This is a genomic window from Hymenobacter norwichensis DSM 15439 (assembly GCF_000420705.1).
GTDB classification, from domain to species: Bacteria; Bacteroidota; Bacteroidia; order Cytophagales; family Hymenobacteraceae; genus Hymenobacter; species Hymenobacter norwichensis.
The window spans coordinates 12,581-28,055 of sequence record NZ_ATVL01000007.1 but is presented as its reverse complement, the minus strand read 5'-3'; the positions used below and the strand labels follow the sequence as shown (position 1 = coordinate 28,055).

The following is a 15,475-nucleotide window of genomic DNA, read 5'->3' as shown; positions in this document are numbered from 1 at the left end:
AAGCTAAGAAGCGTAACCACGCCGCCGTGGCTCCCCCTCTCCTTTTCGGAGAGGGGGCCGGGGGGTGAGGCCCCACGTCAGGGCGTCACTACTCCCTCACTCGTTTTCAACGATTTCAAATAGAACGTAGCCAGCGGCTCCGACTCGCCGGCTTTGAGCAGGTCGTAGGTCTGGTCGGCGGGGGTGTCAGGCGTGGGGAAGTGGCGGGCCGGGCCGGTCCGCAGCATCACCCGCTCGAAGGAAGCTACCGGCGCGTAAAAGATGAACGTGCTAGTTTTGCCACCATTCACCGCCACGGTGCAGGTGCGGTTGGGCGCGTCCAGGGTCACGCGCAGGTCGAGTTGCTGGCCGGCGGTGTACTTGGTGACGCCCTTGAAGCGGGCCCCAGCTTTGTAGCTAAACGTGCCGGTGGAGTCGAAGGAAAGCTGCACGGCGGGCTGGCCTTTGGCATCCTGAAACTCGATTTGCAGCAGGCCGTGGTCGTTCTGGCCGGGTATCACCGACAGCTCGGCTACCAACTGCTTGCTTTCAGGAATCACCCGCTCGGCCTTGCCATAGTCGAACCGGTCGGAGTCTTTGAACACGAGGCCTTTGGAGCCGTCGGGTAGCTTGCCGATTTCCACGGGGGCCTGCACCAAGCTGTAGGTGTTCCACTGGTCTAGCTCCTGGCCGGCCGGCAGTTGGGCGAATACGTCGTTGGCGTGGCTGGTGGCAGTGGCGCGCACAGGCACGGGCACCGAGGCCACCCACAAATCCTCCTTGTTCACGCTGTAACTCACCCACAGCTTTTTGTCGGGCGGCGTGCCGTCGCCTTCCTGGATGCCACGCACGTACTGCGGGCCGTAGCTTTTGTAGTTGCCGCCGTAGCGCATAGGCGTAATTTCGCCGTGTACCAACCACAAATCGGTGTAATCGAGGCCGTTCTGGCTGGTGGAAATAGCCAGCGGCCAACGAAATTCCGAAGGATTATATACCGTGGCGTAGCGCCCATCGGAAGTGCGCTGCCCCCAAATTTTAGCGTTGCTATTTACGAAGTGCGGCGCCCGAATCACGGGGTTGGGCCAGGATTTGCCACCGTCGGGGCTGATGCTGGTGAGGGCGTGCTTCCAGAGGCCCACCACGCGGTTGTCGGGCAGATGGTAGTAGCTGAAGGCTTTGTATTCCTTTTTGAGCGGAATCAACGGGTCGTCCCGGTCCTGCTCCTCCACCATCTGCTGCATCATCAGCGGCGAGGCCAAAATTTCCTCACAGGCCGCTACAAAGCCCTTGTCTTTGCTCTTGGTATAGAACGGATACGTGGACTTCGACTTGTCCCAAGTCTTGTTGTTTCGCAGAAAGTAAATCGGGCCGAACTTGCCGTTGGGCAGCACCTCGCGCACCACCCGCCCGATGCCTTGGCCGTCGTTGGGGTCGTCTTTGGCGTCGAGGGCAATGCCGTAGTAGCCGAGCGTCAGTAGGCGGTTTTTCTTGGACACGTAGAAGCCCACCCGCTGGTGCATCACCGCTTCCAGGTTCTTGGCCACTTTGCCGGGCTGGTCAGGCTTCGTGAAGCCGTCTGGCACCTTGTAGGGCGGGAAAATCACCGTGGGGTTAGTCCAGGTGTAGCCGTCCTTGCTGGTCAGCAGCAGCGTGCGGCCCGGCGGAATATGCTCACCCGCCGGGTTGCTGAGGTACTGATAGTAGAACTGCCCATTCCAGTAGGCCAGCATGGGCGCGTGGTTGTAGGTCCACCCCTCCCCGTTCGAAGCATCTGGGTGCTCCCGGTTGGCCCGTAGCACCTGCCGGGCGTGCGTACCAATGGCGGGCCGCAGCTGGCCGTGGTGGTAGTCCACGTTGCTGAGCGTGGTGCCGGTGTAGCGGATGGTTTCCTGGCCGCGGGCAGTAATACTGCCCAGCACAGCCAACGCAGTAGCCGCAAAAGGTGCTATGTGCTTACTCATGAGTTCCGCTCGTTGAGGTTGCGGCAGCACCCGCCGGGGCGCTACGCAACAGGTTCTTCAATGTCTTGGCCGGCACCGTGAACACCGTGCCGTGCTTGTGCCCCTGCGGCACGCTGGTCTGCGCCGATACATCGGTAAACGACTTGAAATCAGAGGTCTTCATCACGCCGTAGCGCTTTTCCTTGTAGGCGTCGTAGTAGATCAGCCACTCCTTATGGGGCAGCGCCAGCACGCTGGGGCCTTCGGTGAAGTTGCCGGTAAACGGCTCCGACACGTTCGGAAACGGCCCAAGCGCCGTCGGCCCGAAGGCCACTTTGATGTTGCGGTTGGGACGGGTATTGTCCTTCACTACCAGCACGTAATCCTGGGGCCCACGCGGCACCACTACCGCATCAATCGAGCTGAAACCGGGGTCGATGAACAGCTTGGCCGGCGTGAAGGTCTGGAAATCCTGGGTGGTGGTGTAGTAGAGCCGGTGGTTGTTGTCCTCGTCCTCAATGCCCCGCGGAAAGCGGAACGGAATCGTGCTGGCCCACACAATGAGGTACTGCTTAGTGGGCGCATCGTAGAAGATTTCCGGCGCCCACACGTTCACGGTGGTCGGCTCCTGGCTCATCACATCAATAAAGCGCTGCTCCGACCAATGCACCAAATCCTTGGAACTGGCGTAGCCGAAGCCCTTGTCGCCCTTCCAGCCGCAGGTCCACACGAGGTGGTAAGTGCCATCCGGGCCGCGAGAAATGCTAGGGTCGCGCATGAGCTTGCTCGGCCCGACCTGCGGGGCCAGGAAGATGCGGTTCAGGTCCGTCCACTTGTAGCCGTCGTTGCTGTAGAGCAGGCGCAGCCCCTCATTGGCCGGCTCATGGAACGACGTGAACATGTACACGTCCTTCGAGCACGAGGCGAGCAGCGCGGCACCAAGCAGCAGCGGTAGGAAGCGGATGGGTTTGGGTTTGAACATGGATTAAATATTCCAGAACGTCATTCCGAGCTTGCGAGGAATCTCGCGTGCTGATGTTGCTAAGGTATGTGTCATGCAGATGCATCTCGCGTGCTGATGTCTGCTTACCGACTCGACATCAGCACGCGAGATGCTTCGGCTCTGCCTCTGCATGACGTTCTTTCGTTTTACGGTTTCATCTACTACTAGCTACACTGCATCCAGCACCAGCACCCAGTCGTTGCCGTCCTTCTGCTCGCCGGGCGGGTTGAAATCCTGGGTGCCTTTGTTAGGGAAAGTGCCAATGGCGGTGGTTTTGCCGTCGCGGGGGCTGAACCAGGAGGCCTTCACTTTAGTGCCGCTGATTTTACCCATGTTCACCTTCATGTTGCGCCCGTTGTAGGTGTACACGAAAGCATAGTTCTTGCCCCGCGTGCCGAACAACCGGTTGTACTTCTCCCCCACTTCCCCGGCAATCAAACTCTGGTCTGGCACCCGCTCAAAGAAGGAGCGCGACAACATCAGCTGCTTCAGATACTGCATCTGCGCGGCGCCAGGCGCGTTGATGGCCGACGACCACAGCTCCGACGAACCGTAGGCACTGCCTTTATCGAAGGAGCTGTGCATCTGCATCACCGAATTCTGCCCGTAGGTGTAACCAAACGCCCCCGCAAACACCGACCAGTAGCCATAACGGCGCACATCGGCGTCGTTCCAGCGGGGCTGGGTGATGTCGTGCAAACCTTGCGGGATGCCCTCGTAGGATGGTTCACCGTCGATGCTGGGCTTGATGGGCGTCAGCTTGTTGTCTACCAGCTGGTAACGCCAGTTGTCTTCGCCGTAGAGCTTTTTCTCGTTGCGGGAGGTATCCTGCTCGTAGCGCCGGTGGCCCGACTGGTACATGTTGAAATCCAGCCACTTGGCCTTATGGAACCAGTCAGAGGACTGCGTACGGCCGCGCGGGTGGTACGTGACGAGGTGGTTGGGGTCCTTGGCTTTGAGGGTGCTGCCGATGGTGTTCCACACTTGCAGAGAATCGGAGCCGGCAATGTCGCCGCCGTTCAGCCAGATGATATTTGGGCGGTTTTTGTACCGCTCGGCCAGGAACGTGGCGTAAGTTTTGGCTTGCTGCTGATTCACCTTGCCGGCCTTCACGTTAGTACCCCACACCGGCACTAGGCCCATGTAGAGGCCCTTTTTGGCGGCCAAATCCACGATGTAGTCTACATGGTCCCAGAAGTCGTACTGGGCGGCGTCGGTGGGCGTGCTGCCGGGCGTGAGCAGCGGTTGCGCCACGTTGCCGCGCACCAGCGCCGAGTCGCCGTACACGTTTACGCTGGGTACTTGGTGCAGCACCATTACCTGAATGACATTGAAGCCTTTTTTGCGCCGGTCTTCGAGGTAGGTTTCCGCTTCCTCCCGCTTCAACTTATTGAACAGCAGCCAACCTGTATCACCTAGCCAGAAAAACGGCTTGCCGCTACCCGTCATCAGGTAGCGGCCATTGGCCGACACTTTGAGCGGGCCAGTAGACTCCGCGGCCGGTGCCCAAGCCACAAGCGACAATAATAAGGGGAAGAGGAAATTGCGGGGCTTTATAGGCATTTGCTTGACTGTATTGCTCTTGTATAGTTGAAAAGGAACGTCATGCTGAGCTTGTCGAAGCATCTCTACTGCCAAAGTATATGATTGCTTCTGCGGTAGAGATGCTTCGACAAGCTCAGCATGACGGGCTTTCGGAATGGTTCATTTACGACTTGGTTTTGCCAGCGGCGGGGCGCACGTTCTGCAGCGGCACCACACTGTTGAGGTATTCTTCGATGTTGGCGTAGCCGTCTTTGTCACGGTCCTGGGTGGCATCGGCGGCGTTTTTAGGGTTTAGGTTGTGTGCCTTTTCCCACGCATCGGGCATGCCGTCGTTGTCGGCGTCGGCGTAGGGCTTACCGGCGTACGTTGGGTAGCCTCCTACCTGGGCGGGGTCCGTGATAATGCCTTGCTTGTAGGAATCGGCGGGCAGGCGACGCTTGATGTATGGGCTTTGCGGAGTGGGTTGGGCGTTTTTGGCGTAGGTGATTTTGCCGGTGCGCACGTCCTCCACGATGCGCGCATCCACGGCGTCGCGCTTGGGCAGGGTGCAGCCGGCGTTGGCCAGCACGTACTGGTAGGCCTCCTGAGCCGACAACACGGTGCCCATGTTAGGCAGCGTGAACGGCTTCTCGGCTTTAATTGCGGCTACTACCTTATCGGCTTCGGGCACGCCTTCGATTTGTACGCCGCCAGCCCAGTTATCCTGCGTTACTTTGGCGTTGCCATCTACCACGTTGCCGGCCACGTAGGCCTTGCCGAACAGGTTCTTCGCATCCTTATCACGGCCCGATTCAGGCTTGAGAATCCGGTAGCTGATGGGCTGGCTGGTAGGCGTGATGGGGCCGGGCTTGTAGTAGTTATTCACGAAGTTGTACTCCGATTTATTGTCGCCCCCATCAGCCGAGCGGTTCCACCAGTTGAACACCACGTTGTTGGCGAAGTTGAAGTCACCGTACATACCCACCGAGGGGTTACGGGCAATGTTGTTGGCCCACAGATTGCGGGTAAATAGGCTATTAAGCCCACCAATGGTGCTACCAAAAGCGTGGTTATAGGTATCCAGACCTTCCGAGAAGATGGAGTTCTGAATGGTCACGTTCACCGTCGGAAGCTTATCGGCTTTGCCGGTCTCAGGGTTGTGGTAGACGTGCCGGTAGATGGACATGTTCTCATCCAGCCCCCAACTCGCCGACACGTGGTCGATGATGATGTTGCCCACCGGGTTGCCGCCCAGGCCGTCGTCGCGGCGGGCTACGTCGGTGGCCCCGCGCCGGAAGCGCAGGTAGCGCACTACCACATCGTGGGTGTTAATCCAGATGGATTCACCAGCTACGCATATACCGTCGCCGGGGGCGGTTTGGCCTGCAATAGTCACGTAGGGCGCCCGGATGATGATGGGGCTTTGCAGCTTGATGATACCCGCCACATTAAACACAATGATGCGCGCTCCGCCCTGTTCCAGCGCCTCACGTAAGGTGCCGGGGCCACTGTCGGCCAGGCTTTTCACTACGTACACCTTACCGCCCTGCCCGCCAAACACGTGCGCCCCGCCGCCTTCCGCTCCCGGAAACGCTAGCCGGCTCGACTGCGGCAAATCCGACGGCTTGGCTGCCCAAGGCGCGTAGGGCTTGCCGGCCTTGGCTTCGGCTTCAATTATGGGCAGAGCTTTCTTCCAGGCTTCGTCCGAACGTTTCTCGGCTTCCGCCAAAGCGGCATCGGCCTTGGCCTGCACTTCCGGCGGAATCTTGGGGTATTGCGCCAGCGCGGGCCGGGCTGCGGCAGAAGCAAGAACGGAGAGGAAGAGAAGGCGCTTGTTCATGTATGGTCGATACGTTTAATTACTTGTCATGCAGAGCCTAGCGAAGCATCTCGCCTGCTAATGCTAAGCTGGTAATCTTGAGTCAGCACGCGAGATGCTTCGCTACGCTCTGCATGACGTTCTATTTTACCGGTCTAGTACCCTGGGTTCTGCTGGAAGTCGGCTTTGTTGGTCACGGCGTCGATGTCGCTCTGCGGAATGGGGCGAAGCGCGTGGAAACCCTGGATGCTAGGGCGGGCGTCGGGATTGTAGAGGCGGACCCTGTCTACCAGTTTGCCGGTGCGCTTGAGGTCCAGCCAGCGCACTTGCTCGCCGGCCAGTTCGCGGGCCCGCTCATCCAGCACGAAATCGAGGGTCATCTGGCTGGCGGTTACTTGCATGGCGGTGGTGCGGCCGGGCAGCGCGGCACGGGTACGCACTTGGTTCACATAGTAAGCTGCCGAATCGGGGCGGTTGAGGCGCACCTGAGCTTCGGCCCCAATGAGCATAATGTCGCCGAGGCGCAGCATGAAGGCGTCGCGCGAGCTTTCCGTAACGGTGGCAGTGGCACGAGTAGGGTCGTCGAACTTGCGCAGCGAAGGATAGTAGCGCCGCTCCCCTTTCAACGAGCCATCGGTGTTGTAGAGGTCATCGATATCGTACGTTCTATAGCGGTAGCGACGGCTGTACTGCTGCTGGAAGTTGTCGATACTGCGCTTGCTGGTGAATACGGCCGTGTCGCCAACAGCAAACTTAGGCTGGTTCAGGAACGGTGCCAGAGCGGCATTCTGGGCTACTTCGGCGGCATTCCAACGCGGAATGTTGGTGGCGCTGTTGGCAATCCAGGCTTGCTTGAACGAACCTAAGTAGCGCGCGTCATTCTGCTCGTTGTAGAGGTCGAGCAGGAAGCGGGTGGGCATGTAGCGCACACCGGGTAGGCCGTTGGCTACGTCGCGCACCATGCCGGGCTGGTCGTCGTATTTCATCAGGAACCACTGGTGGCCGGTGTGGCTACCCGCGTTGAAGGTCAGGTTGGTGGAGTAGTTCACCGCCCACAGCACCTCGGAGTTGCGCTGGTTGTTGATGTCCCAGAGGCTGGCGTAGTTGGTTACCAGCCGGATGCCCTGCCCAGTGTACTGCGTCGTCACTTTGCGGGCGTAACTAGCCGCCTTCTGGTACTGCCCACCCGACAAATACGCCTTGGCCGCAAAAGCCTCCGCAGCGGGCCGCGTGATACGGCCGTAATCGTTGGCCGTGACGGGGGCCGGATAGGTAGCCAGCGTCACGGGTAGGTTGGGCACGGCGAAGGTCAGGTCCTCGAATATCAGGGCGTACACGTCCTGCACCGAGGCGCGGGTGGCGGTGGTAACTACGCCCTCGGTGGGCTCCAGACGCAGCGGTACCGGCCCAAAGCTTTCCACCAAATGGTAGTAGTACCAAGCGCGCATGAAGCGCAGCTCGGCCTCGGCGGAAGCACGCCGCGCCGACGACAGCCCGGCCGTATTAATGTACTTCAGGGCTTGGTTGACAAGGTTGATACCAGCGTAGCAGGGCGTCCAGAGGTTGTTTTTCACCCACACGTTGTCGGTGTTTAGGCCCTGGTAGTTCATCAGGGGCGGCTGCGGAGTCGTGTTACTGGCGGCCGTCTGACTATTGCTCTGCGCATTGGTCCAAATATCGGTGCCCATTTCCAGCAGCGCGTAGCCTGATTCCTTGCCGTAGATGGTGCGGTTATAGGTGTAGGCGCCATTGATGGCGGTTTCAAAGCCTTCGGGCGTGGTAAACACGGCTTCGGCGGTGGCGCCACTGGGGTTGTACTCCTCAAGGGTTTCCTCGCAGGCTGTGGCAGCCAGGGTTAGCAGGGCCAGCGCAAGGGGGCGGATGATTTTATGCATGACAGTCTGATCGAATTAGAAGCCTACATTGATGCCTACCACGTAGGCACGGTTCAGCGGCCGGTCAATTACACCTTCGCCCTCGGGGTCGAAGTCGTCGATGTTGCTGAGCGTGTAGAGGTTGCGGCCCGACACGTACACCCGCACGTTGTCGATTTTGGCCTTACCCACCACGCTCTTTGGCAGGGTGTAGCCCAAGGTCACGTTGCGGACTTTAGCCCAGGACGCCTCGCGTTCCGTGAGCGTGGTGATGTAGCTCAGCGTGCGGGTGGCGTGCGGCCGGGGGTATTCGTTGGTCGGGTTTTCCGGCGTCCAATAGTCTACCATGGCGCCGTTTACGTTGCCGGTGCGGGTGTACTTGGCGTAGTAATCGGAGCTGATCCACTGGCCCACGCGGGCCACCAGCAACACGTTCAGGTCGAAGGCTTTGTAGCGCAGGTCGTTGCTCAAGCCACCGGTCCACTTCGGCACCCGTGAACCAATAACCTGCCGGTCGGCGGCGGTAATGCGGCCGTCGGGCACACCATCGGGGCCGGAAATATCAGCCACCTTAATGTCGCCGGGGATGAATTGGCCGGGTGTGCCGTAAGAGGTGGCTTCGGCTTCCTCCCCCAACTGCCAAATTCCGATTTTCTTGTAGTCGTAGTACACCTGCGCCGGCTGGCCCACAATGAGGGAGTTGCGGTAGTCGTCGGCAATAACGTTGCCGTTGGGCAGCTCCACAATGGTTTCCTTGTTGCGGGCGTAGGTCAGGGTGGTTGACCACGTCAGGTTTTCCCCACGCAGGTTCTGCGAGGTCAACGCCACTTCCACGCCCCGGTTGCGGGTGCGCCCGATGTTGCGGTTCACCGTTGCTACACCCGTGAAGGCCGGCAAATTGTAGGGAAAAATCAGATCGTTGGTTTTGGCGTCGTAGTAATCCACACTACCCGTCAGGCGGTTATCCAGCACTCCAAAGTCCACCCCGAAGTCGGTGGTAGTGGTTCGTTCCCAACCCAGGCCCCGGTTGCCGATAAGAGCCGAAATCGTGTAAGTAGGGGAAGCGTTGGTGTCGCCGTAGGAAAACTGGGTGTTGGTCAGCGAGTTCTGGGTGCCGTACGGGTTGATACCGTCGTTGCCCGACACGCCGTAGCTGCCGCGCAGCTTCAACTCGGTCAGGAACTTTAGGTCTTGCATAAACGACTCCTCGATGATGCGCCAGCCCAAACCAACCGAAGGAAACGCGCTCCACTTGTTACCGGTAGCGAGCTTCGAGGAACCATCGTAGCGGCCGGTGGCCGTGAGCAGGTAGCGGCCTTTCCAGCTGTAGTTGATGCGGCCGGCGAAGGAAACCAGGTCGTTGCGCTGGTAGCCCGAGCCCAGGAATACGTTCTGGTTGGCTGCGCCCAGGTTATAGAACGACTGCGAAGGCAACACCTGGTTCTGGCCGCCCGCGAAGCTGTTGGTATTAATGAACACCAAATGGCTGGCCACGCCGGTGGCAGTCAACGAATGGTCGCCGATGTCCTTGCGGTAGGTCAGCACGTTTTCCCAGTTCAGGTTGCGGCTCTGGGTGTTGGTAATGGACGACTGGGAACGGTTGCCGGCCCCATCAATGGTGTTGATGCCGTAGAAGTTGCCGGCCTCGGCGGTGGCGTAGTTGGCCCCGAAGGTGGAGCGCAAACTTAACCCCTCGAACGGCGTTATTTCCACGTAGGCGGACGCGCTGAGGCGGTTGGTTTTGGTGTTGCGGTCATACACGCCGGGCTGCTCGTCGGCCAGCGGGTTGATTTGGGTGCTGCCCAGCAGCCGGAAGTTCAGCCGGCCCTCGTCGTCGTAGACGCGGCCCAGCGGCACGGCCTGGGAGGCCAGGTTGAACGGGTCGCGGCGGATGTCGTTGTTGATGTAGGCCAGCTGAGACTGCACGCCCACTTTCAGCCACTTGTTCACCGTTTGGTCGATGTTGGCGCGGGTGGTATAGCGCTTGAACCGGTCCATCTTCAGCAACCCTTTCTCGTCGTAATACCCCAGCGAGAAGTACACTTTGGTGTTCTCCGAGCCACCCGAAAGACCCACCTGGTAGTTCTGCTGCATACCGGTATGCAGCAGTTGGTCGGGCCAGTTGACGTACTCGCCGTTGGCAATAGCCTCGCGCTGCGCCGGGTTGAAAGCCACCGCGTCATCGGCGGGCGAGTTCCAGGTGCCCGCGGCGCGGAAGGCTTCGCGGCGGAAATCAATCCACTGCGGGCCACTCATAAATTCGCCGTAGCCCGCCACTTTCGTGATGCCAGTGTAGGCGTTGAAGTTGATTTTGGGCTTGCCGGTGCTGCCGCGTTTGGTGGTGATGATGATAACGCCGTTGGCGCCGCGTGAGCCGTAAATGGCCGTCGAGGAAGCATCTTTCAGCACCTCCACGCTTTGCACGTCGTTCGGGTCGATGTCGGCGGCATTCACGTTCTGCACCCCATCCACAATGTAGAGCACGTTGTTGGACGAGCCGGGGTTGGCAATGGAGCGGTTGCCGCGGATCCGGATGGAAGCACCCTGCCCCGCGTAGCCATTGGCCCGGCTGATATCGGCCCCCGGAATCTTGCCCTGCAAGGCCTCGGTGATGGTGGTAACCGGCAGCTTGGTTACCTCCTCCCCTTTCACCGACGTCACGGCCCCGGTCAGGTCGCGCTTGCGCACGGTACCATAACCGATTACCACTACGTCGTCGAGTTCGGCGGAAGCGGGAGCCAGTTTCACTTCCAGTTTAGCTTGGTCGGGTTTCACCAGCAGCTCCTGGTTTTTGTAGCCGATATAGGACAGTACCAGCGTAACGTCCTGTTTATCGGGAATTTGCAGCGTAAAACGGCCTTCTACATCAGTAGAAGCGCCGTTAGTGGTGCCTTTCACCAACACAGTTACGCCAGGTAGCGCCTCGGCTTTGTCACTGCCGAGCACCTGGCCCGTAATCGTGCGCGTTTGGGCCTGTGCGGCACCCGCGCACAAAGCCGAAATAGCCAGAATCGGTAAGAAGGGTTTCATAGAAGGTGTGGGACTTAAAGAGCGTGGTAATCGGGGGTGAGTCAGCCTGGGTTAGCCAGGCAGCACCGCATGTTTTGCCGAGTTGAGCACGGCATCGGGCACAAGGCCTTTCACGTCGCCGCAGAAGTGCACCTCAATGCCCAGCTCGGCCAGCGCCGCCGCCTTGATGCGGCAGGCCTGGTGGGCTTTGGCTTCGTAGGGCGCGTAAACCACCTGAATGTGGTTGGCTTTGTGGCGGGCCATCATCTGGTTGCGGCTCACACCGCGCAGTACGGCGTGCATAATGGGCCACTCGGGGGTGGTTTCCTGCCAGCGGCGCTGGGTTTCAGCGGCTGGCAAAGCCACGGCTTCGCCCACGCCTAAGTCGCAGTGCAGCTTGCCGTCCATCACGTACACCCGGCTCCAAACCAAAGAACCGGGCCGACTCACACCCTTGAGGCTGCCGCCACCCAACCGGAAATACATGGGAGGCTGCCGCTCACTGCTGGCGCCTTCGTAGCCGCCCACAAAGTGCGCCGGCGGGGCTGCTCCGGAAATCAGGAACACCCACACAAATTCTTCACCCGCACCCGTGTCGTAGGCTTGACCCCAGCGCAAGTCGTGCAAGGTGGTTTCGCCTTGCAGGCCTAGTTCGTTCCAGAGACGGTAGGTTAGTAGAGCATCGAGGCCAGCGCATTCGTCCACTTCGTTGAAGTGCGGCAACGCTTGGCCGGCGTACAATTCTTCACCGGTTTTCGAGTAGACCGGCGGCCGGTCGGTGTTGTTGAGCAGGCCTTCCACCAGGTCACTGGCCACCGTTAGGTCCTTGAGGCCCTGCTGGTACTGGATGCCGATGGTGTCGCAGCCGAAATCGGCCGAGATGCGCACGGCGGCAATGTACATTTTGCACTGCTCCAGCGTCTGGTTCTTGGTGAGCTGGGTGGCTTCGTTAGTGCCCCAGTTGAATTTCATGCCGCGGGCCAGCAGCCAGTCAAACACTTGCTGGGCTTCGGCGGCAGTTACGTCGCGCATGGCGGCGTAGAGGCTGGCTTGGCTGAGGCGCTCCTTAAAGATGCCCGTAGCGTGCAGCAGCTCGTCGGGCACAATGGCGTTGTACATACCCATGCAGCCCTCGTCGAACACGCCCATGATGGCCTTGTTCTGCTGGAAACGTTTGCCAAACGCCCGACCCGTTTGCTCGTCGGTGGCTGGCAGCGTGGCGGCGCCGAAGCTCTTGACGTGGCTGTAGTCTTGGGTGACGCGGCCCTCGGCCAGCCACTGTTGCAGACCGGCTTCAAAGAAGGCATCGGTGAAATCTTCGCTCCAAAGCGTGCTATACGCCACGCCGGCTTTGGTTAGGCAGCCGTTTAAGTTCAGCATGCCCACCAGGCCAGGCCATTGCCCGCTCCAGTTGGCTACGGTCAGAATTGGGCCTTTGTGCGTAGTGAGGCCAGCCAGTACGTGGTGCGAATATTGCCACACGCTTTCGGCCACGATGAGCGGCTGGTGGGGGTCGAGGGTGCGAAACACCTCAATGCCCATCTTCTGCGAGTCAAGGAAGCCGTGCTGCTTTTCGGAGTCGTAAGGGTGGGCGCGCTTTACGCTCCAGCCCTGCCGAGCTAGTGCGGCGCTCAACTGCTCTTCCATGGCCTGCTGTGCGGGCCAGCAGTTTTGGTTGGCGGCGAGGCGCAAATCCCCGCTGGCGAGTAACAATACTTCTTTGGTCGTGTCGGTAGCCACTGCTTGCTGCTGGTTAGAGGTACACGGAAAAGCGGGCCTGGCCTGCTTCCTCTGGCGTTGTGAGCCCCCGCTCGGTACAGCTAGAAGCTGAAGGCTTTGGGCGGAAAAATGCCAGAGGATATTCCTAAAGCAAATATGCCAGCGGATTAAGCCAGGTATCTATTTGTTATTGCCTACTTAGTATAGGATGTTAGCATTCCCCCGCGCAAAGCTTTGCGGGCCTTGACATGACCGTATCGCAATATTTTGCCACTTATATTCTAACTCATCTTGGATTCGTCCGAAATTTCCAACTTGGCCAGTAGACTACAGGAGAGTGCAATCGATAGCACAATCTAAATTGCTAGTCACTTCCAGAGATAAGCCTACTTGTTTTCTTCTTTCGGCAATAGGCCATTAGGATAAGATCATATAGTTGTTGTGCATTTTATCCCTACTATTCCCTTGCACCAGACGGGTACAGGTAAACCAACTCGGTGGCTGATTACCAGAATAATCTGGGGTTAGCTTGTAAGTAACTAAGGCACGTTTTCAGGCGGAAAACGGTATATTAGTAGATACTGGTCAGGGTATTTCGGTGCTCCTGTTCAGCTTTCTGCTCCTTCCTTTTCCAATTCCCACTCTCACTCCTTCCCACATGAAAGCCCAGTTTCACAAAGTCCCGGTAAACACCCAGAGTTCATTCAGCATCCGCCACGACCGGAAGCCCAACTTCGGCACCGTTTGGCACTACCACCCGGAGCTGGAACTGCATTATGTGATTAAGGGTGAAGGGGTGCGCCTGGTGGGCGACAACATCAACAACTTCTCGTCGGGCGAGATTATCCTGCTCGGTGCCAACCTACCGCACACCTGGCGCTGCAACGAGCAATACTTCCAAAACGACCCCGACATGGAAGTGGAAGCCATTGTGATTCAGTTTCTGCCCGAGTGCCTGGGCCGCTATCTGCTGGGGTTGCCCGAGGCGTATCTGATTCCTAAACTGTTCGAGAAAGCTAAAAGCGGCCTCATTATAGAAGGGGAAGCTAAAGCCCGCTTGGCTCCGCTGATGCAAGCCGCCGTGCACGCCACCGACCTGGACCGCATCATCATCTTCTTGTCCATCCTGAAAATAATTTCCGAAACGCAGGAAGTGCAAACCATTGCCGCCGAGCACCACGCCTTCAAGCAGTCCAACGAGTCGGACGTGCAGCGGATCAACAAGGTGTGCAACTACACGCTTTCCAACTACAAAAAGGAAATTACGCTCGACGAAATTGCATCCATCAGCAACCTGAGCGTGACGTCGTTCTGCCGCTACTTCAAGCTAATTACCAAGAAAACCTACTACGATTTCCTGATTGAAATCCGCATCAGCCAGGCATGTCGGCTGCTCATCGAGGACAAGCTCCCGACCGAGGTTATCTGCTTTGAATGCGGCTTCAACAACGTGTCGAACTTCTACCGGCACTTCAAGAAAATCACCAAAATGACGCCGCTGGAGTACAAGCGCAAGTACCTGCACAGCTACAAAGAGCTGGTTGCAGCATAGGCTATCCAGCAAGTCTAGCGCACAAAAAAGCCGAAGGGCGGGCAGAACTGGTTCCGCCCGCCCTTCGGCTTTTTTTGGTGTTATGCGTGATTAGGCTAGCGCCAGTTCCAGGTGGTGGCTCAGTTTGGTGTAGTCGCCGCTGAGGGTTTCTACGGCTTGGCGGATGGAGCTGGAGAAGGTGCCCACTTGGCGGCGCGTGAAGGTGGAAATATCCATGCCGCGCTGCTTGAGCGAGTATTTGGCCACGATGGGGTACACGTTGTGCATCACGTCCATGTTCTCGATGAAGAACTGCTGCACCTGCTGCACTTCGTTGGCTAGCTGTGGGTTATCGTAGTTTTCGCACAGCCACACAATCAGCTCCGGAAAGAAATTGCCCTGAATGCAGGAAAGACCAGCGGCACCAGCACGCAACGATTCCACGGCGTGGCCCATGTAGGCATCGTAGAGGCCGAAAGGATAGCCTTGCGCGGCAGCTATTTTGTCTTGCACCTGTTTGATATCCAGGCAAGTATCCTTGTGGTAGGTTACGCGGCCGGTGCCCACAAACTGCCCCAGCTGCTCCGCCGACAGCAGCCGCTTGTACGGTACTGGGCACTCGTAGAAGCCCAGCGGAATGCCCGGCGTCCAGTCGATGAGGCGCATCACCCGCTCGTTGAACACAGCATCCGACTCCTGCTCAGTAGCCAGCAGCCCCGTAATTACGATGACGGCCTCGGTGCCCGCTTCGTGTACACGTTTCACGAAATCAGCCTGTTCGTTGAGCGTACCGGCGAAGGTGCCAGTAGCTACTACGGGCACAGCCCCGCCCACCACATCTACCACGTGCCGAATGGTTTGCAGCCGCTCCTCGGCGCTTAGCTCGAACATTTCGCTGGACAGGCAATTAGCAAACAGCCCTGCCGCGCCAGCCTTCAAGTACAATTCCGTCAGGCGCGTGAGGGCCGGGTAATCAATCTGCCCATCGTTCTGAAAGGGCATGAGCATCACGGGGATAAATCCCTTGGGCGAATTTTTCATTGGGCTTGGCGAGGTAGTTGTGTGGTAGTAGGCCAC

The 15,475-nt window shown here is 58.8% G+C and carries 9 protein-coding genes; 1 reads left to right on the top strand and 8 read right to left on the bottom strand.

Annotated features, from left to right (window positions below; genetic code table 11):
* Positions 1-77 precede the first annotated feature (77 nt).
* The 7 genes from G536_RS0106350 to G536_RS26545 all read right to left on the bottom strand — a co-directional run bounded on the left by G536_RS0106350 (position 78) and on the right by G536_RS26545 (position 12,888).
* Complete coding sequence (locus G536_RS0106350; RefSeq protein WP_022822751.1) at positions 78-1,940, bottom strand: sialidase/neuraminidase family protein; 1,863 nt, start codon at positions 1,938-1,940, stop codon at positions 78-80.
* The gene (locus tag G536_RS26550; RefSeq protein ID WP_022822750.1) at positions 1,933-2,901 is read right to left on the bottom strand and encodes a glycoside hydrolase family 43 protein; all 969 of its coding nucleotides are present in this window, start codon (positions 2,899-2,901) and stop codon (positions 1,933-1,935) included. The genes G536_RS0106350 and G536_RS26550 overlap by 8 nt, the downstream gene beginning before the upstream one ends.
* Before the next feature lie 189 nt (positions 2,902-3,090).
* Entirely contained in the window at positions 3,091-4,437 is a 1,347-nt protein-coding gene (locus G536_RS0106340; protein ID WP_245575764.1) for a glycoside hydrolase family 140 protein, read from the bottom strand.
* Between the two features lie 193 nt (positions 4,438-4,630).
* Entirely contained in the window at positions 4,631-6,286 is a 1,656-nt protein-coding gene (locus tag G536_RS0106335) for a pectate lyase family protein (RefSeq protein ID WP_022822748.1), read from the bottom strand.
* Positions 6,287-6,420: 134 nt separating this feature from the next.
* Positions 6,421-8,160, bottom strand: coding sequence for a RagB/SusD family nutrient uptake outer membrane protein (locus G536_RS0106330; RefSeq protein ID WP_022822747.1), 1,740 nt, complete (start codon positions 8,158-8,160; stop codon positions 6,421-6,423).
* A gap of 15 nt (positions 8,161-8,175) precedes the next feature.
* The gene (locus G536_RS0106325) at positions 8,176-11,169 is read right to left on the bottom strand and encodes a SusC/RagA family TonB-linked outer membrane protein (protein ID WP_022822746.1); all 2,994 of its coding nucleotides are present in this window, start codon (positions 11,167-11,169) and stop codon (positions 8,176-8,178) included.
* A gap of 51 nt (positions 11,170-11,220) precedes the next feature.
* Positions 11,221-12,888 carry a fucose isomerase gene (locus G536_RS26545; protein ID WP_022822745.1) on the bottom strand — a complete coding sequence of 556 codons (1,668 nt, stop codon included), beginning with the start codon at positions 12,886-12,888 and terminating at the stop codon, positions 11,221-11,223.
* Between the two features lie 637 nt (positions 12,889-13,525).
* On the opposite strand from G536_RS26545, the gene G536_RS0106315 reads away from it, so the two are divergent.
* The gene (locus tag G536_RS0106315) at positions 13,526-14,419 is read left to right on the top strand and encodes an AraC family transcriptional regulator (RefSeq protein ID WP_022822744.1); all 894 of its coding nucleotides are present in this window, start codon (positions 13,526-13,528) and stop codon (positions 14,417-14,419) included.
* Between the two features lie 90 nt (positions 14,420-14,509).
* Here the strand turns inward: G536_RS0106315 and G536_RS0106310 are convergent, their stop codons facing one another.
* Entirely contained in the window at positions 14,510-15,439 is a 930-nt protein-coding gene (locus G536_RS0106310) for a dihydrodipicolinate synthase family protein (protein ID WP_022822743.1), read from the bottom strand.
* Positions 15,440-15,475: the final 36 nt, after the last annotated feature.